The 17,942-nt window shown below is 32.2% G+C and carries 16 protein-coding genes and 1 pseudogene; 13 read left to right on the forward strand and 4 right to left on the reverse strand.

The window, feature by feature from the left end:
• Positions 1-168 precede the first annotated feature (168 nt).
• Positions 169-1,167, forward strand: a pseudogene (locus NGI30_RS00180) (metal ABC transporter solute-binding protein, Zn/Mn family).
• 55 nt (positions 1,168-1,222) lie between these two features.
• Positions 1,223-2,431 carry a GTP-binding protein gene (locus NGI30_RS00185; RefSeq protein WP_251521854.1) on the forward strand — a complete coding sequence of 403 codons (1,209 nt, stop codon included), beginning with the start codon at positions 1,223-1,225 and terminating at the stop codon, positions 2,429-2,431.
• Between the two features lie 40 nt (positions 2,432-2,471).
• Here NGI30_RS00185 and NGI30_RS00190 read toward each other — a convergent pair whose 3' ends face one another.
• A complete protein-coding gene (locus NGI30_RS00190) occupies positions 2,472-2,753 on the reverse strand; it encodes a GNAT family N-acetyltransferase (RefSeq protein ID WP_285813507.1) in 282 nt (93 codons plus the stop codon).
• Between the two features lie 422 nt (positions 2,754-3,175).
• On the opposite strand from NGI30_RS00190, the gene lip reads away from it, so the two are divergent.
• The 6 genes from lip to NGI30_RS00225 all read left to right on the forward strand — a co-directional run bounded on the left by lip (position 3,176) and on the right by NGI30_RS00225 (position 10,624).
• Complete coding sequence (gene lip, locus NGI30_RS11400) at positions 3,176-5,752, forward strand: YSIRK-targeted triacylglycerol lipase (protein ID WP_286009858.1); 2,577 nt, start codon at positions 3,176-3,178, stop codon at positions 5,750-5,752.
• 371 nt (positions 5,753-6,123) lie between these two features.
• Positions 6,124-7,827, forward strand: coding sequence for an ABC-ATPase domain-containing protein (locus NGI30_RS00205; protein ID WP_251521869.1), 1,704 nt, complete (start codon positions 6,124-6,126; stop codon positions 7,825-7,827).
• A 105-nt stretch (positions 7,828-7,932) separates the two neighbouring features.
• Positions 7,933-8,745, forward strand: coding sequence for an alpha/beta hydrolase (locus NGI30_RS00210; RefSeq protein WP_251521872.1), 813 nt, complete (start codon positions 7,933-7,935; stop codon positions 8,743-8,745).
• A gap of 252 nt (positions 8,746-8,997) precedes the next feature.
• A complete protein-coding gene (locus NGI30_RS00215; RefSeq protein WP_251942381.1) occupies positions 8,998-9,321 on the forward strand; it encodes a hypothetical protein in 324 nt (107 codons plus the stop codon).
• A gap of 168 nt (positions 9,322-9,489) precedes the next feature.
• Positions 9,490-10,368 (forward strand): LysR family transcriptional regulator, encoded by an 879-nt coding sequence (locus NGI30_RS00220; RefSeq protein WP_251942382.1) that lies wholly within the window; start codon positions 9,490-9,492, stop codon positions 10,366-10,368.
• Between the two features lie 40 nt (positions 10,369-10,408).
• On the forward strand, positions 10,409-10,624 hold the full coding sequence (locus NGI30_RS00225; protein ID WP_251521879.1) for a hypothetical protein: 216 nt from the start codon (positions 10,409-10,411) through the stop codon (positions 10,622-10,624).
• 75 nt (positions 10,625-10,699) lie between these two features.
• On the opposite strand, the gene NGI30_RS00230 is transcribed toward NGI30_RS00225, so the two are convergent.
• Both NGI30_RS00230 and NGI30_RS00235 read right to left on the reverse strand, forming a co-directional pair.
• Complete coding sequence (locus tag NGI30_RS00230) at positions 10,700-11,692, reverse strand: DUF418 domain-containing protein (protein ID WP_251942383.1); 993 nt, start codon at positions 11,690-11,692, stop codon at positions 10,700-10,702.
• Positions 11,693-11,830: 138 nt separating this feature from the next.
• A complete protein-coding gene (locus NGI30_RS00235) occupies positions 11,831-12,445 on the reverse strand; it encodes a LysE/ArgO family amino acid transporter (RefSeq protein WP_251942384.1) in 615 nt (204 codons plus the stop codon).
• A gap of 133 nt (positions 12,446-12,578) precedes the next feature.
• Between NGI30_RS00235 and NGI30_RS00240 the strand changes: the two genes are divergently transcribed.
• The 3 genes from NGI30_RS00240 (at position 12,579) to NGI30_RS00250 (ending at position 14,988) form a co-directional block, all read left to right on the forward strand.
• Positions 12,579-13,985 (forward strand): aminotransferase-like domain-containing protein, encoded by a 1,407-nt coding sequence (locus NGI30_RS00240; RefSeq protein ID WP_251942385.1) that lies wholly within the window; start codon positions 12,579-12,581, stop codon positions 13,983-13,985.
• Positions 13,986-14,071: 86 nt separating this feature from the next.
• The gene (locus NGI30_RS00245; RefSeq protein ID WP_251521887.1) at positions 14,072-14,326 is read left to right on the forward strand and encodes an autorepressor SdpR family transcription factor; all 255 of its coding nucleotides are present in this window, start codon (positions 14,072-14,074) and stop codon (positions 14,324-14,326) included.
• Positions 14,327-14,340: 14 nt separating this feature from the next.
• A complete protein-coding gene (locus NGI30_RS00250; protein WP_251521888.1) occupies positions 14,341-14,988 on the forward strand; it encodes an SdpI family protein in 648 nt (215 codons plus the stop codon).
• Between the two features lie 61 nt (positions 14,989-15,049).
• On the opposite strand, the gene NGI30_RS00255 is transcribed toward NGI30_RS00250, so the two are convergent.
• On the reverse strand, positions 15,050-15,829 hold the full coding sequence (locus NGI30_RS00255) for a hypothetical protein (RefSeq protein ID WP_251942386.1): 780 nt from the start codon (positions 15,827-15,829) through the stop codon (positions 15,050-15,052).
• Between the two features lie 282 nt (positions 15,830-16,111).
• Between NGI30_RS00255 and NGI30_RS00260 the strand changes: the two genes are divergently transcribed.
• Positions 16,112-16,801, forward strand: a complete 690-nt coding sequence (locus NGI30_RS00260; RefSeq protein ID WP_251942387.1) for an ABC transporter permease — start codon at positions 16,112-16,114, stop codon at positions 16,799-16,801.
• Positions 16,801-17,700: an ABC transporter ATP-binding protein gene (locus tag NGI30_RS00265; protein WP_251521895.1), complete on the forward strand. Its 900-nt coding sequence runs from the start codon at positions 16,801-16,803 to the stop codon at positions 17,698-17,700. The genes NGI30_RS00260 and NGI30_RS00265 overlap by 1 nt, the downstream gene beginning before the upstream one ends.
• Positions 17,701-17,942 lie beyond the last annotated feature (242 nt).

Raw genomic sequence — 17,942 nt, forward strand, 5'->3', positions numbered from 1 at the left:
AGCCAGGCCTTTAATTAGGCCTGGTTTTTTTAATTTATGCTAAATATTTTATATTTAAGTGCCTGACTGTAATCGTTAAATCATTCTTTTATAAGAAAAGGGTTGATTTTCTATAAATCTATAGTAAAATTTTAAAACGTAACGATTACGATTTAAGGAGAGGTTTAAATGTACAAAAAAGGTCTCGGTTTACTGTGTTCAGGAGTTTTAACGGTGGCTTTAGCCGGATGTAATAATACAGATAATAAAGAAGGTAAGGGAGAAAAGGTGACGACGAAAGATAAATTAGAAGTTAAGACGACTGTCTATCCACTAAAGTCGTTCACTGAACAAATAGGAGGCAAATATGTCGATGTTAACTCTGTTTATCCAAAAGGCATGGATACCCATACATATGATCCAAGTCAAAAAGATATGGTTAACATAGGAAAATCAGATTTATTTATATATACAGGCGATGATTTAGATCCAATTGCTAAAAAAATAGCTAAATCTATTAATAAAAAGGATAAAACTTTATCATTAGAGCCTTCTATCAAAAAGGATTTACTAAAAAATGAATAGCATGAACATAGTCATGAAGAGGAACACGACCACGAAGGGCACGAACATGAGCATGAACATGAACATCATCACCACGGTCAATATGACCCACATGTATGGTTAGATCCTGTATTAAGTCAAAAGTTTGCAAAATCAATAAAAGATGAACTCGTTGAAAAAGATAATAAACATAAAGACTATTATGAGCAAAACTATAAAAAGCTAAGTAGTGATTTGAAATCAATAGATAAAGATATGAAGAAGATAGGTAAAGATAACAAAGGAGAAACTGCCTATATTTCACACGATTCTATTGGTTATTTAGCTGACAGATATGGTTTCAAACAAGAAGGTATACAAAATATGAATGCTGAAGAACCTAGTCAAAGTGATTTAACAAAAATCGCGAAGCAAATTAAAAAAGATAACGTAAGATATGTCTTAACTGAAGAAAATGTATCTAATAAGGTTTCCGAAACAGTAAGAAAAGAAACAAAAGCAGAACCTTTAAAATTCTATAATATGGGTTCTCATACGAAGCAACAAGATAACGAGAAAAACAATTATCAAACATTTATGAAGAAAAATATGAATCATATTGAAAAGGCGTTAAGTGATAAATAAGGCTTTTTATTTTTAACGTTTAATCGTAATGATTTCAATTTAAGGTGGTATAAAAATGAAAAAAGTACCAGTGACGGTATTAAGTGGATATTTAGGTTCAGGTAAAACAACATTACTCAATCACATTTTAAATAATCGAGAAGGACGTCGTATTGCAGTAATTGTAAATGATATGAGTGAAGTGAATATTGATAAAGATTTAGTTGCAGATGGTGGTGGTTTATCGAGAACGGATGAGAAACTCGTTGAACTATCTAATGGTTGTATTTGTTGTACTTTAAGAGATGATTTATTGAAAGAAGTAGAACGCATCGTACAGAAAGGCCATATTGATTATATTGTTATAGAATCTACTGGAATTTCAGAACCAGTACCTGTTGCACAAACATTTTCTTATATAGATGAAGAGATGGGGATAGATTTAACTTCAATTTGTCGATTAGATACGATGGTTACGGTGGTTGACGCGAATCGTTTTACGAATGATATCAAATCAGAAGATTTACTCGTGGATCGTGACCAAGGTGTGGACGATACGGATGAACGTACGATTGCAGATTTATTAATTGATCAAGTAGAATTCTGCGATGTATTGATTATTAACAAAACAGATCTAATCTCAGAGGATGAATTAGTTAAACTGGAACAGGTATTAACGCAGCTACAACCTGAAGCGAAGTTAATTAAAACGACACAAGCGCAAGTTGATATTGATGAGGTGTTAAACACGCAAAGATTTGATTTTGAAAAGGCAAGTCAGTCTGCCGGATGGATAAAGGAACTCACAGACGGCGGTCATGCGAACCATACTCCAGAAACTGAAGAATATGGGATTAGCTCGTTTGTTTATTCGAGAAGGTTACCATTTCACGCAGAACGTTTCCATAATTGGCTAGAAAGTATGTCAGACAATATTGTTCGGTCTAAAGGTATTGTATGGTTAGCTCAATACAATAAGGTAGCGTGTTTATTATCCCAAGCAGGATCGTCTTGCAATATCAGTCCTGTAAGTTACTGGGTAGCAGCGATGTCACCAAATCAAAAAGAAAGTATATTACGCGAAAGACCGGATGTAGCTGAAAGTTGGGATATAGAATACGGAGATCGCAACACACAATTTGTGATTATCGGTACTGATCTAGATCAGAAACAACTTGAAGCTGAATTAGATGCATGTTTATTAAATGGTGAAGAAATTGAAAGTGATTGGTCACAATTGAATGACCCATATCAGTGGAAAATTCGACCTGCCACATCAGTATAATTGAAAAAAAGTCTGAGACAACTATTTTTGTCTCAGACTCTTATTTTAGATAAAGTAATTTTAATGATTTACGCATTTTATAATATTGGTAGTCACCTTGTCCTGTTTCTCCTATAAATTGATAGCCTTGCTTTTTATAGAGTCTTTGGGCAGGGACTTTCTCAACATCTACCGTTAAGGAAATATGCGTAAAGTTTTTATTTAATGCAAGTTGTTCAGCGTAAGTTAACAATTTTTGGCCCAAGCCATTGCCTCGATAAGATTCTAATGTTGCTAACATGCTAACGTGATATTCGTTAAGATCTCCTTCGTCTAAGTTAATGACCGTAAGGAGGTCTTATTTTGATTTTTGACACTTGAACAACCTCCATTTTATAGTTTCCATTCACAATCCATATTTCAAAATTGGTATAGACGAGATAAGTTCAAATTTATCATAGCATCGTTCATTGTTTGGATAAAAGTTAAGTAAAATTCATTAGCGATTAATTGGAAAAATAATTAATTACTTTTAATTGGAAATATATATGTAATATTCATTTTATTAGAAATTAACGCTACATTAACAATGGATATATATGATAGATGTTGTATGAAGTTTTTTTATCGTATAGGAAAGGATGGTCATCGTGGAAGAGTATTTTGCTAAAATTTTAGAATGGATCCCGCGCTTAATCGTTAATATCTTTATCTAATCACTTTGCCATTTATGACATTTTATAAAATTAAATAGAGGTGCTAAAAATGAAAACGAGACAAAACAAATATAGTATTCGTAAATTCAGTGTAGGTACGGCATCTGCTTTAATTGGTGCGCTACTATTCATCGGTGGAGGCCAAGCGCAAGCAGAGGAATCACAAGAACAAACATCACCAGAGACAACACAAGCACAATCTATCGATAATAAATCTGATGAAACGCAACAATCTCATTCAACAACTCAAGATAATCAACCAACAATACATAAAGCACAAAAGCCTTCACAATCTGAAAATAAACAGAAAAATGAAACCATAACAAGTGATAAACATTCAGAAAATTCAGACGAAAATAAACGATTACAACAACAAGAACATTCAAATGTAGATCATTCTAGGCAAGAAACACCTAAATCTTCAGAACAAACTTCATCAGAAACACAACCTTCATCTAAAAAAACAGACGATACAACATCAGAAGTAACAGACAAACACTCTGACAAAAAAGAAAACCAGCAAGAAGGACTATCTGATGACCAACAGAAAAATGCTAAACAAGAAGATCGTTCTGATGCGGAACAACTTAATGAAGACAAAGGTTTCAACACGCAATTATACGATCACAAAGAAGAACAAACTAATAAGAAATCGGAGCATCAACCACGAGCTGAAAAAGAAGATAAAGCACAAACTGAAAAAGAAGAGGCAACACAAACATCTGAAATTAATGACGAGGACAAATCAACAGAAACACAACCAACATCACATGTTTCTACGGAACATACATCAAAGTCAGATGAAACAACAACTGAAGATAAAGATGAGAAAGACGTAGCAACAAAAGATTCTACAGAAACGCAAACAGAGGAAGCACCACAAACTGAAGAAAATCAACCATCAGAATCTAAGGGTGACAATGATTCATCTGAAGACGAACAAAATAACGAAGAAGAATCAACGAAAGAAGCATCAACTAAAGACGATGAAAGAACAGAACAACAACCTTCAGAAGGTGAAGAAGACACATCTTCATTAGAAAAGTCACAAGAAGATTCAACTGAGGAGAAAGCAACTGAAGCACAACCTAAAACAGATGAACCACACGATGTATCTCAATCAAATGAAACAGAAACATCATCTAGCGAAGTAGCTTCCACAGAAGAATCGACTTCAGAGGATCAATACACACAACAGACAGAAGAGGTTCCTACTGAAGACACGTCTCAACAATCAGAAGAAAATCGAAATGATGAGAATCGTTTCCCGTTAGCAGGTGAACGTACAAGTGAACAAACACAAGATAGACCAACTACGCAACAGCAACCCAATCGTACTGTTTCACTTGAAGATTTAGAAAATACACCAATGTTACCTGGAAGTTCTCAAAATCAAGATGATAAACAACAACAGAAAGAACTTGCTGCTTTAAAAGCTAATTCACAAGCAACGACAGATCAAACAAATAAAGTTGCAAAGCAAGCGGAATACAAAAATGAAGATCCAATCATTTTAGTTCATGGATTCAATAGTTTCGTCGGTGAAAATGCAGACGGTGAAAATAACTGGGGCGGAGAAGTATTAGATATCGGACAATATTTAGAAAATAATGGATACGAGTCTTACCAAGCGAGTATTAGTGCTTATGGAAGTAACTATGACCGCGCAGTAGAGCTCTATTATTACATTAAAGGTGGTACTGTCGACTATGGTGCTGCCCATGCAGAAAAATACGGACACGCTCGTTACGGTAAGACATACGAAGGTGTTTATAAAGATTGGCAACCAGGTCAAAAGGTGCACCTCGTAGGCCATAGTATGGGTGGTCAAACTGTACGTTATTTAGAAGAAATGTTGAGAAACGGTAATCAAGAAGAAATTGAATACCAAAGACAACACGGCGGTGAAATTTCACCTTTATATCAAGGTGGACATGATAATATGGTATCTTCAATTACTACAGTTGTGACACCACATAACGGTACGCACGCTGCTGATTTATTAGGTAATGAAGACTTTATTAGACAAGTGGCTTACGATTACATTACGTTAAATGGTAGTAAAACGGCTAAAGTTGATTTTGGTTTATCACAATGGGGTCTTAAACAACGTGAAGATGAGACATATCTTGAATATGTTGATCGCGTGAAGAAGACGAGCAAGATTTGGACTACAAAAGATAATGCTTTCTATGATTTAACTACACAAGGTGCAGAAGAACTTAATAATAAAACGACTTTAAATCCTAATATCGTTTATAAAACTTACACTGGTGAGTCTACATATGAAGGACTTAACGGTGAGCAAAAAGCAGATATCCATATGGCACTATCTAAAATCTTAACGGCCAACGTCATTGGTAAGGTGCCTGAGAAAGAATGGCGTGAAAATGACGGACTCGTTTCAGTGATTTCAGCACAACATCCATTTGGTGAAAATAGCACAGCTGCTACTGATCAAGTTCAAAAAGGTATCTGGCAAGTGACACCAACAAGACATGACTGGGATCACAGTGATTTCGTAGGTCATGACAAAACAGAACAAAATGTAGATGCAGAAGAATTAAAGAAATTATGGGGCGGTATTGCTGAAGACGCCGTGAAAGCCGAACATGTAGTAGGTTAAATTTGATTTTAGAAATGATAAAGGAGGTCTTGTGATGACTGCTTCAATTCCTGAATTAATCGAATCATTCTTCAATGTAGTGAAAGTATTATTTTCATAAAATATTAAATATATCAAAGGGCTAGCGACTTGAACATAGCCCTAAACATATATGAACCCTTCACACATAGGCGTGTAGGGTTCTTTTATTTATTGAGTTATTATATTTAGTCTTTTTTAAAATTTTATAATTCATCAGATATTAAAATATAGAACACAGTATCTTTCATTTTTGATTAAATCTAATCATGTTACAATAATTAAGTTGAATTAAGCGTATAACTAGGGGCTGAAACTTAATTTAATAGACTTTGAATGAAGGAGTTTTTTCAGTGAAAGATGAACAATCACTTAAGAAGCAATTATTGTCCTTAGATGGGCAAAAGTATGGCGCTTATAAACGTTTGAAGGGAACATATCAATTTAAAACGTTTCAACTTGCGATTGATCATGTACAAGTAGATCCATACGCACCACCTTCAAAGATGCGTGTGATTATCGACCGAGATACAACTGAAATACCAAATGAACTATTGGATTCTAAAGCGAAGCGTATTGCAGTTTCTGACTTTCTGGCTAGAACTTTTCATCAAGCGATTCGACACAACCAAAGTGGTAATAAACGAATGAATATTTCTATAGATCGTTGTGGACAAGAAATGTTAGAGCGCAGTGCGGTTGTAATAGGTGAACGTCAAATTGAAGCACGAATTGAAGTTGGTTTACCAGCAGCGGGACGTAAAATATTAGGTAAAGCAGCGATGCATACGATTATTGATACACTGCCACAGATCGTACAAAAAGGTTTAATGTACCATCAATTTGACCATAAAGCTTTAGAAGAACAAGTTACGTTAATGTTAGATCAAGAATATATAAGACAACAATTAGAAACACAAGGACTTGTCGCATTTATTGGTAATGATGCTGTACTACCGCGTAAAAGTGGTGTGTCAGATCAACCATTATCAAATGCAGTGTCATTTACGAGTCCTGAACGTTATGAAATCAATATGTCATTACCAAGTGGTAAGCAGTTGAAAGGCATGGGTATTCCTGAAGGTATTACGTTAATCGTCGGCGGTGGTTTCCATGGTAAGTCTACGATTCTCGAAGCACTCGAACGTGGCGTTTACAATCACATTGTTGGCGATGGTCGTGAATATGTGATTACACGTAACGATGCGATGAAGATACGTGCTGAAGATGGTCGTCATATAGAAAGCGTGAATATTAGTCCATTCATAGATAACCTTCCAGGTAAAAAGGATACACAACAATTTACGACTGAAAATGCCAGTGGTAGTACATCACAAGCAGCCAATGTGATGGAAGCCTTGGAAGCACAATCTTCACTATTACTCATAGATGAAGATACATCTGCGACTAACTTTATGATTCGAGATGCGCGTATGCAACAATTGATCGCACCAGATAAAGAACCTATCACACCATTTGCTAGTAAGGTAGCTCCTTTATACGATGATTATCATGTTTCTACTATATTAATTGTTGGTGGTTCTGGAGATTACTTTGATGTAGCAGACAACGTGTTGATGATGGATGAATATGTATTGAAAGATGTCACTTCAGATGCCAAAGCGATTGTTCAATCAGAAGCGGAAACTAATAAAGAAGCGAAACAACAATCATTTGGTGACATTCCGCACAGAACTCCGCTACGCTCTAGCTTTTCTAAACGTGGTAAAGACGATCGATTTAAAGTTAAAGGTAAGTATACGATAATGTATGGTAAAGAGCCGATTGATATTACTGGTTTAGAGCAATTGGTAGACCATAGTCAAACGCAAGCACTTGGAATGATGATTGATTACTATCAAAAACATCTGCTTAATGATCAAGATACGTTAGCAGAAGCGGCCGATAAATTGTACAACTATATTGAAACGCATGGATTAGATGCGATTTCACCTCATGATGGTCATCCTGGTAACTTAGCTTTACCAAGAAAACAAGAATTCTGTGGCACGTTGAATCGATATCGTGGATTGAATATTGCACATGGGAACCAGTAACGCTTTTTTAAATTTAAAAATATAGCACGTCTAATTAGAAATATTTTAATTAGTTGAAAACCAGGGTATAACAGACTAACGACATGACAAAAAGGGGTAGATGGTGTGAACTATATTAAATATTTAACTTCGGACGATGAAACGCGTATTTATACGAAAATTAATGATGTCGCCCAGCCTAAAGCAAATGTCATTATAGCCCATGGTTTAGCAGAATCATTAGAGAGATATGATGCAGTTACGGACTTTTTAAATATTAATGAATTTAATGTTATCCGATATGACCAGAGAGGACATGGTCGATCAGGCGGTCAAGAAACATATTATAGTCGCGTAGATGAAATAACTGAAGATTTATCGACAGTATTATCATTTGTAAAACAACACTTTGAAGGGCCAGTTTATTTACTAGGGCATAGTATGGGTGGTTATACAGTTACGTTATTTGGTACGAAATATCCAAATCAAGTGGACGGAATCATCACGACGGGCGCACTGACACGTTATAATACTAAGCTGTTTGGTACGCCTGACCAAAATTTGTCACCGCAAAGTTATTTTGACAATGAATTAGGTGACGGTGTGTGTAGTGACCCAGAAGTGATTAGAAAATATGAACAAGATGATTTAAATGCGAAACGTATTTCTATGGGGCTTGTCTTTACATTAATGGACGGTATAGATTACTTAAAAGCAAATGCTGAACAGTTCACAGATAATGTGCTGATTCTACATGGTAAAGAAGATGGCTTGGTGAGCTATAGAGATTCATTGCAACTGTTTGAACAAATAGGATCTAAACATAAATCTATTCATATATACGATGGTTTACAACACGAGATATTGAATGAAAGTTCGTATAATTACAGTATTTTTGGAGAAATTGTAGATTGGCTTAACAATGAATTGGAACATTAACCTTTAAAAATATATTGTGGATTCGACCAGAGTCACATCTTAAGTAGGTGTGTGGCTCTGGTTTTTTTACATTATAAGACATTGGATGCACGAGGTTATAAATATTGCTTAGATAAAAAATTTCATTATACAATTAAAAATACTATCTCTAATTTTTAGTAAGATAAACTATTAAAAAATATAAAATTATAGTTGTTTAGTTTTTATGTTGTGATAAAATATATTTATATCAATTGAAAAGGGGATAAATATATGAAAAAGATTTATTTAGTAGGTTTAGTTATTATTTTAACGTTAGTGCTATCAGCGTGTAGTGATGCACAAGATAAAGCACAAGGTAAATGGGAAACAAAGACCGCACAAGGTAAAATGACAATGGTTATTAAAAAAGACAAAATGAAAGTCGATGCTTCAGGTGTGACTTTACTTGAAGGTAAAATCATCGATAAAAACAAAGATAGTTTTATTGTGAAATTAAAAGATTATAAAACGAAACATAAGTTTACTTTCAAAGGGGACGACAAGTTGAAAGCTAAAGAAGGCAATACTTGGAAGAAAGTAAAAGATAAAAAATAATATAAAACAAAGTGTGATACGAATTATATAAATCACAAAATGTAGAGGGTGAAGGGAAGCATGCCGTGTCACTCTCTTTTTTATTTATGGTAAAGTGTAGGAAATAGCATGACTCATAGTTATAATGAATATGAAACTATACGCTTTAACTATAGAGAGGTGTAAAAGATGGAAACACGCGTGTTGAGATACTATTTGGCTGTGGTAGCTGAAGGGAATATTAGTGCAGCAGCAAATGCTTTACATATTACGCAACCGACATTGTCTAGGCAAATCAAAGAATTAGAAGAAGAGCTTGATGTGACTTTATTTTATAGAAAGGGTAAAACTATAGAGCTCACTAAAGAAGGACGTTATTTAGCAGAACACGCCAAAGATATTGTGAGATTAATCAACAAGACAACATCTAATATAAATCAATCAGAAGAAATATATGGCGAAGTTAATTTAGGTTTAGCCGAATCTATTGCCATCCAAAAGATTGCGCACACGATTAAATCAATTACAGAATCGTATTCAGAAATTAAATACAATTTATATAGCGGAAATGCAGAACAGATTATGGAAAAGTTAGAAAATGGATTATTAGATTTTGGGGTCGTTATCGAACCAACAAATAAAGTTGAGTATGAAACACTTTCATTAAAAGCCACTGACCAGTGGGGCATTTTAACGCGTAAAGATTCAGAGTTCGAAGGGTTAACAACAATAGAACCGAGCATGATATTACATAAACCACTTATGATTTCAGTGCAACGCGGCGTTGAAACGATGATTGCTAACTTGTTGAATGTAAATAAAGATCATTTAAATATTATCGTACGTTACAATTTATTATATAATGCGGCTCTGTTGGTTAAAGAAGGTGTGGGTCATGCGATAACAATCGACGGTATCATTAATACGGATAACACAGATTTAAAATTTATTCCTTTTAACCCCTCAATACAATCAGAGTTAAGTTTAATTTGGAAAAAAGACAAACCATTGTCAGAAGCGTCAAAGGTGTTTTTAGAAGAAATGAAATATTTTTTATTAAATGAATAATGGTAATTTGGATGTTCAACTAAGTAGGGAGAGTCATGTGATGAAAGCTTTAAACATTATTTTAAATATTATATTTATTGGCATATTGATTTACGGTGTGATTATGATGATTAGTGATTTATTAGGGTATGTGGAATTTGATGGTCAAATACTCATCATCGGTATAGCTATGATTGCTTTAAGTGAATTAATCAAACACAAAACCACTGAGATGATACTACTCATGTTAGGGACGTTATTGATAATTTTTGGATAAATTGTGAAAAGGTTTTGAAAAACCCCCAAAAAGATTTTTCTATCTTTTGGGGGCTTATTTGTATTGAAAATATATTTATATTTTAACTGTATGTTGTGCTGACTGCGTTTTTGATTGAGTTACATTTTTATATGTCCATTTGCGCCATAACTTTTCAAGAGGTCCTTGTTTAAAGTGTTTTAACCAATAGTGTGAGAGTAATACATTAATTACGATAATGATGATTGAAACAAAAATGCCTACTTTTGGTGTGAGATATCCAAATATTCTTAACGTAATAATGATAAGTAAGCCTTGTAATATAAAGTTAGTAAAGGCCATTTTTCCTATTTTTTCAAATGGAGTAAATACTTTTTTCATAAATGATGATTGGAATACAAGGAATAGAATCATTAAATAACCAATTGCTTGGAAAGGTTCTGCTAGACCATGTGCAAGCTTGCCACTTATTGTGCCAGTATAGTATAAAGTTAAACAAATTATGACAGGTATGCATGCGATAAGTAAAGTCGTATATAAGAAGTAGTAATGACGCTTAAGATTGTAAATGATTTTACTTTCGCTTAAATATAATCCGAATAACATTAGGAAGAATAAAGTTAATGTCATACTAGGCGTATTACCATTATGAATAATTAGATTTATAAGAGAAAAAATTAATGGAATAAATGATATTGCTAATATAACCCAAGGTTTCTTAATTTTAGTTGCAAACATTACAAAGAATCCTACGAAAGCGTATTGTAAGAAAGGCATACCTAAAATCATACAAGGAATACCAACGACAAATAAAAAGATTAAACGTCTAAACATTAATTTATAAGGCGGTCTTTCTTTGAACTTTGCATTATCTATAAAAATGCCTATACCAATACCAAATAAAATAGTGAAGACGCTAATGAATTTTCCACTAATAACAATAGAATAAATCGATTCAATAACCTTATCAACGTTTGTAAAATTGTGTGTATCTGATGGAACGGGTGTCATATATTGCATATTCACGAAAAGTACAGCACATATAGCAAGGCCTCGTATAATATCAAGGGACGTAATACGCAGTTGCATAGTAATTACTCCTTTCCTGTTCAATTTCTCTACAATATTCATTGTAAATCTATACAAAAAAGAAGTAATTTGAATCAAGTGACAATTTCGGCTATCAACTTACAAAATTGTCATGTTGAAATAGAAATTTGATGTTATTTAAAAAATTAACTCAAAAAGACTTTTAAATATAAGAATACTGATTATTAAAATAATGATACTAGAGCATTTATTGATGAGAACGATATATTTACCAGACTTATCTATATGACCAATTTTTTTACCAACGATAGCTAAAAAGAGAAACCAAATCCATGAAACTGAAATAGTCGTTAAACTAAAGAAGATTTTGTCCCATCCATCGTAAATATTAGCATTTGTTCCAATAACACCAATTGTATCCATAATTGCATGAGGATTAAGTAAAGATACAGATAAAGCAAAACTGACTTGTTTTTTAGCACTCATCGAATTGTAGGTATTGAAAGTACTAGGTTTTTCATGCCATAAACTCCAAGCCATATATATTAAAAATATGAGTCCAATAATGTAAATCATAATTTGTAAAATAGGCATGGAGATGATTATGAGAGAAACGCCTAATATTGCTAAAGTGATTAAAAATGTATCGCAAAGTCCTGCTGCAATAATAACTGGTAATGTTTTGAAAAGACTTTTATGGTTTGCTGCTTGGTTAAATATAAATACATTTTGAGCACCTAAAGGTAAAATCAAACCTAAGGATAACAAAAATCCATGAATAATAGATTGCATAAATGCCACACCTTTGTAATTTTATGATAAATCTAACGATTTAATTTGTTGCGATAGTTGTATGATATAATAAAAACAAATTTTTAAAACCTACCAGTATTGAAATAAAATACCAACCAGATTGGATGATTTTATGACTGAGTTCAAATATAAAAAGATAGTGGATGATGTGATACAACAAATAAATGATGGTTTGTTGAAACCTGGAGATAAATTACAGTCTCAACGTGAAATAGCCAACCAATACCACGTGAATAGATCAACTGTAGTTCAGGCGTTAGATATTTTAAAAAGTTATGGGATATTAGATTCATTTGAAAAAAGAGGAATATTTGTTTCAGAGAATAAATGGCACGTGTATATGACAAGTAATATACGATGGCAAGACTTTATTGGAAATAGTATTTCTAAAAATAATCATTATCACATACAAAAGATTAATGAATTAGAATTTGATAATAATATAATTCGGGTTGGTACGGGAGAGTTAGGGCCAGATATGATTCCTAATGATAAATTTGCAGATATAGTTAAATCTGCTGGTACGGAGTTATCAACTAATTATGAAGAACCTAAAGGAAATTTATTATTAAGACAGCAAATAGTTAAGTATATGAAGAGGAAGAATGTTGAGTGTGAAACAGATAATATTTGTATTACTTCCGGAGCATTACAGGCATTAAAATTAATAGCTGACGGATTATTAGTACCACAATCTAAAATAATAATTGAAACACCTTCTTATATTAATTCAGTTCGTACATGGCACAATATTAGAGCTAATATTATTCCTTTTAAAATAGAAGACATTAAGCGAAATATTAATAATCTATTTAAAGTAAACAGCGATTATAATAATAGTATTTTTTACTGTATTCCAACTTTACATAACCCTACGCAAAATACATATACAAAAAGTGAAAAACAAAAAATAATAGATCAATGTAATGTAAGAGGCATACCAATAGTTGAAGATGACATTTATGCGGATTTAATGTTTGATAGTCGAGAAACAATGCCAATGAAATCTTTAGAAAATAGTAATAATGTTTTATATTTAGGGAGTTTATCAAAAACGGTAAGCCCTGGTTTAAGAATTGGATGGATAGTTGCTGATAAAAAGGTGATTAGACATTTATCAGATTTGAAAATGCAAAATGATTATGGTGCGAGTTCTATTTCTCAGTACATTGCGAAAGAATGGTTGGAAAAATATCACGTAAATCATATTGAAAATTTAAATAAACAGTTAGAAAGTAAACGAGATGAATTTATACGATGTTTAAACAAATATTTATCATCTTTTGGTACATGGAAAGTGCCTGAAGGGTCTTTTTACATTTGGTTTGAATTAGATAGTAGAGTCAATGTTAAACAGCTATTTAATCATGCACTAAATGAAAATATACTCATACAGCCAGGAGAAATATATGACCAAGAAGCGGCCAACCACATACGTTTTTCATATTCATATATTAAAAGAGATGAAATAGATTCAACTTTACAAAAATTAAGTGCTATTATCGAAAGGCTTATTTAATATACGCATTTGACATCTAATGAATTTAGCTATAACATTTAAGTAGTTACTTAAATGATTAAATGAGTAGTAGAAAGGTGTGTTTTATGAGGGATGTATTTAAAGCTTTGTCGGACCAGACTAGACGGGACATATTAGAAATGCTTAAAGATAAGAAGTTAACGGCGAGTGAAATTTCAAGTCATTTTGATATGAGTCAAGCGAGCGTATCTCAGCATTTGAAGATTTTGAAGTATAATGACCTAATTTATTCTGAGAGACAAGGTAAGTATATTTATTATCATTTGAATTTATCAGTATTTGAGGAAGTCATAAAGTGGATTACGCAATTTCATAAATAAAAAGGGGACATTGTATGAAAACACTTTTAAAAGAAACAAAGTTTACGTGGTCGATTATTGTATTGCACATTTTAACATGGTTATGTACATTACCATTTTTAAGAAAAGAGATACCTATGCAATATAGTTCAAATGGTGACGTTAATTGGTCAACGCACAAAGTATTAGCAGCGTTGTTTATGATTGGCCTAGCTATAGTGATATACTTTATTTCTAATATAAAATTGTTGAAAGATCATAAGCAACGAGCATATTCGCATACGTATCGTTTAAATAGCCTTCTGAATTCAATAATTCAACTGTTTGTATATATCATAAGTTTAATGATGATTTTAAAAGCATTTGGTTATAATATTTCTCCTCAATTTGTGACACCTATCATCGTAGGGATATTATTAATCGTCGTAGGTAATTATCTTCCCAAAGTTCCCAAAAACAACACGGTAGGTATAAGTAATAAATGGACAAGAAGTAGTGAAATGATTTGGAAAAAGACACACAGATTTACTTCACGTGTTTACTTAATTTGTGGAGTGATTTTAATATTACTCAGTATCTTTCATTTAATTAATACTACTGCCACAATAATTCTCATTATTATATTAGTGTTAATACCTGCACTTTATTCATTTATAAAGTATCGTAGTATAGCTGAAAATTAAAACGTTAACGAATGAACCACCTGAAAGTATTTAACTTACAGGTGGTTTTTAGTATGTCATATTATTTTTGTTGTTGCTTATTAATCATTACTTGAATATATAATCCAATCCATAACGTCACTGGATATGGTGTCGCTTCTTCAGTTAGCTTAATGTTATGCGTTTCACCTTTACGATTCGTAAAGCTATTTGTACTTAAATCCCATATCGAGCGATTAGATTTTAATATTTGTAGTTTATCTTCATTTGTTATTGTTGTTGAAGTAGAAAAGTAAGCATTGTGAAATTTGTATGTATGATGCTTATCTTTGAAGACAAAAGGTGTTTGTTGTTTAATTCCACCCTTAATTAGTCTTTCCATTTCAAGTGTCCCAATTTCTTTATCGTTTAAAAAGACTTGGTAATAAGGACGGATTTGGTATAATTTTGTTCTTTTTAATATGACTTTATTATTCATAGAAGTTACTTTAACACCTGTTGCAGAAATAAAGTTATAGTCACTTAACCATTTTAAAAAGTTATTATTAAAATAAGGTTTCCAAAGACCATCTTCTAACCCATGTATTTTAATATGCATATCACCAAATAAATAAAAAGGTGCTTGGTAAAAATATTCATTTTTACGTAAATAAGGGCTTTCCTCTTTCTCTGAAACTTCCTTTTTGAATTTATTTAAATTGTGTTTTCTAATATAAATTGCTGCAACTAAACAAATAATACTAGCTATCCAAAAAATTAAAACTACCATTGGATCAAAAACAGCTTTAAATAAACCGAATAAACTCCCGATCATTAAAATCGTAAAAAATAATGCATCTAAAAATAATATTAATATAGTCATTTTATCCCTCATTATTAAATTACTTATTTTTACCGTAACATATATTATTTTTAATAAGTGGTTTTTCTCTAAAATTGTTAACGTTTTCTTTATTTTAATTAACGCATAAGCGTTAGTGTGATAACCTTAAATTATTATGTCATTATTATATAAATTCAACTGCTTTGTTTTGCGCTTTTAAAATTAAAATTAATGCATTAATCATACCGTTGGAATTTATAATAATAGATGAATAAATATAATTTTATAAAAATAATCATAAGGACTTAAGGAGGAAACAGCTTGCTTAGCGTTACATTACATGAGTTGAAGAAACAGATGAAGAGCATTAAATCAATAATTGTTGTGTTCATCATCTTTGCAGTAACAGTTGGAGTGGCAGCGGGTGTGAAGAGATATGCTGCATTTATCGATATGCAGCCAGGCAATGATGTTTATACGACAGGGTTGATGTTAACCATATTGTTTGCAGGCCCATTATTTACTTTGTCATTGTCACATAACATTATTAATGAAGAAATGAAAACGAGAACGATACGCTTTATTGCTACGAAGACAAGTAGGACGAATATCATCATTGGTAAATATTTAAGTATTGTCATATTTTGGTTTATTTGTTTGTTAGTTTCTTTATTATTAATTATGATTTTTGCGCATCAATTCTATTTTGTAAGAGGGTTTTCGTTATTTTCATTTGTTACATACTTTATCGGTTTAACAATTCTACTTTCAACATTGATAAAGAACCCATTAGTTACTAATTTGTTAGGTATATTTTTATCGATTATGTTTACAGTAGTTGGTATATGGTCAGCGGTATCCCACAATATCTTGCTAAAAATAATTAGTTTCATTACACCGTATCATTATCTTTTTTACGAAAATACTTCCCTATTTGCAGTCTGGCCAATTTTAATATCAATTATATTCGTCATTATTAGTATCTTAGTTATGAGAAAGAGGGATTTATAATGAATGCAATTGAAACTAAAGATTTGGAAAAAGTGTATGGAACGAATTCAGTTGTTAACAAGGTAAATTTAAACGTTGAAAAAGGTATAATTTTTGGATTTTTAGGGAAAAACGGAGCAGGGAAATCAACATTTATTAATATGCTTACTGGTTTAACTCAACCTACAAGCGGGACGTATCAACTTGCTTCACGCAAGGAAAAAGTAGGCGTACTACCTGATTATTCGACATTATATGACGATATGACAGCACTGGACCATTTGAAATATTTCAATAAATTATTAAAAGCTGAAATGCAAAATGACCAATTAGTTCAATTATTAAAGGACGTTGGCCTGAATGATGCGATTCATTTAAAAGCGAAAAAATATTCATTTGGTATGAAGAAAAAGTTAGCATTTGCACAAGCGATGTTGAATAATCCAGAAATTGTATTCTTAGACGAGCCTACGTCTGGTGTTGATGCAAATTCAATTTTGACGATTCATGATTTAATGAAAAAACTTGCAAGGCAAGGTACTACAGTATTCTTCACCTCACATAACCTCGATGAAGTCGAAAAGCTAAGTGATAAAATCGCAATCATGGATCAAGGACGTATTAAAGTTCAAGGAGATATGGAATATTTAAAGTCTTCAATAGAACAAGACATTAAAGTAGATGTTAAGTTCATGAATGATTCGACGTTGGATACAGCTGGTATTGAACAGAAATTGAGTGAGTTTGTGACGGAATGCCATTGGAAACCGCATCGACTCCAAGCAACATTAAAATCTAAACAGGACGTCTCAACAATCAATAAAATACTTGTCCTCAATGATGTGGAAGTATACGCGATTGATTTACACGAACCAAGTTTAGAAGAAATATTCATTAAAACAGGTCAAACATCGCAATAAATTTTACACTATACGTATGTAATTAAATACTAAAAATATGTTGATTTTACCTCGAAAAATTCTACATATATACATCGTGTTGCAAAAATGTTTTTACATCAATAAAAACAAAATACTATAACACAAGGTTTTCTTTTGCATTTTTATCATAAAAAACAACAAAAGTTGGTCATTTTTTAAAATGTGTTGCATTTTTCAACACATTAAAAAAAGTAATGGTGTAATGATGAAAAAATAGTTGA

It is taken from the genome of Staphylococcus sp. Marseille-Q5304 (assembly GCF_943737015.1).
GTDB classification, from domain to species: Bacteria; Bacillota; Bacilli; order Staphylococcales; family Staphylococcaceae; genus Staphylococcus; species Staphylococcus hsinchuensis.

What these genes read in the sequence shown, in the direction of transcription:
- NGI30_RS00225 (WP_251521879.1), top strand. Translation starts at nt 10,409, where the DNA reads ATGAAAGCTTTAAACATTATTTTAAATATTATATTTATTGGCATATTG.
- NGI30_RS00235 (WP_251942384.1), bottom strand. Translation starts at nt 12,445, where the DNA reads ATGCAATCTATTATTCATGGATTTTTGTTATCCTTAGGTTTGATTTTA.
- NGI30_RS00230 (WP_251942383.1), bottom strand. Translation starts at nt 11,692, where the DNA reads ATGCAACTGCGTATTACGTCCCTTGATATTATACGAGGCCTTGCTATA.
- NGI30_RS00215 (WP_251942381.1), top strand. Translation starts at nt 8,998, where the DNA reads ATGAAAAAGATTTATTTAGTAGGTTTAGTTATTATTTTAACGTTAGTG.
- NGI30_RS00255 (WP_251942386.1), bottom strand. Translation starts at nt 15,829, where the DNA reads ATGACTATATTAATATTATTTTTAGATGCATTATTTTTTACGATTTTA.
- lip (WP_286009858.1), top strand. Translation starts at nt 3,176, where the DNA reads ATGAAAACGAGACAAAACAAATATAGTATTCGTAAATTCAGTGTAGGT.
- NGI30_RS00220 (WP_251942382.1), top strand. Translation starts at nt 9,490, where the DNA reads ATGGAAACACGCGTGTTGAGATACTATTTGGCTGTGGTAGCTGAAGGG.
- NGI30_RS00185 (WP_251521854.1), top strand. Translation starts at nt 1,223, where the DNA reads ATGAAAAAAGTACCAGTGACGGTATTAAGTGGATATTTAGGTTCAGGT.
- NGI30_RS00240 (WP_251942385.1), top strand. Translation starts at nt 12,579, where the DNA reads ATGACTGAGTTCAAATATAAAAAGATAGTGGATGATGTGATACAACAA.
- NGI30_RS00245 (WP_251521887.1), top strand. Translation starts at nt 14,072, where the DNA reads ATGAGGGATGTATTTAAAGCTTTGTCGGACCAGACTAGACGGGACATA.
- NGI30_RS00265 (WP_251521895.1), top strand. Translation starts at nt 16,801, where the DNA reads ATGAATGCAATTGAAACTAAAGATTTGGAAAAAGTGTATGGAACGAAT.
- NGI30_RS00250 (WP_251521888.1), top strand. Translation starts at nt 14,341, where the DNA reads ATGAAAACACTTTTAAAAGAAACAAAGTTTACGTGGTCGATTATTGTA.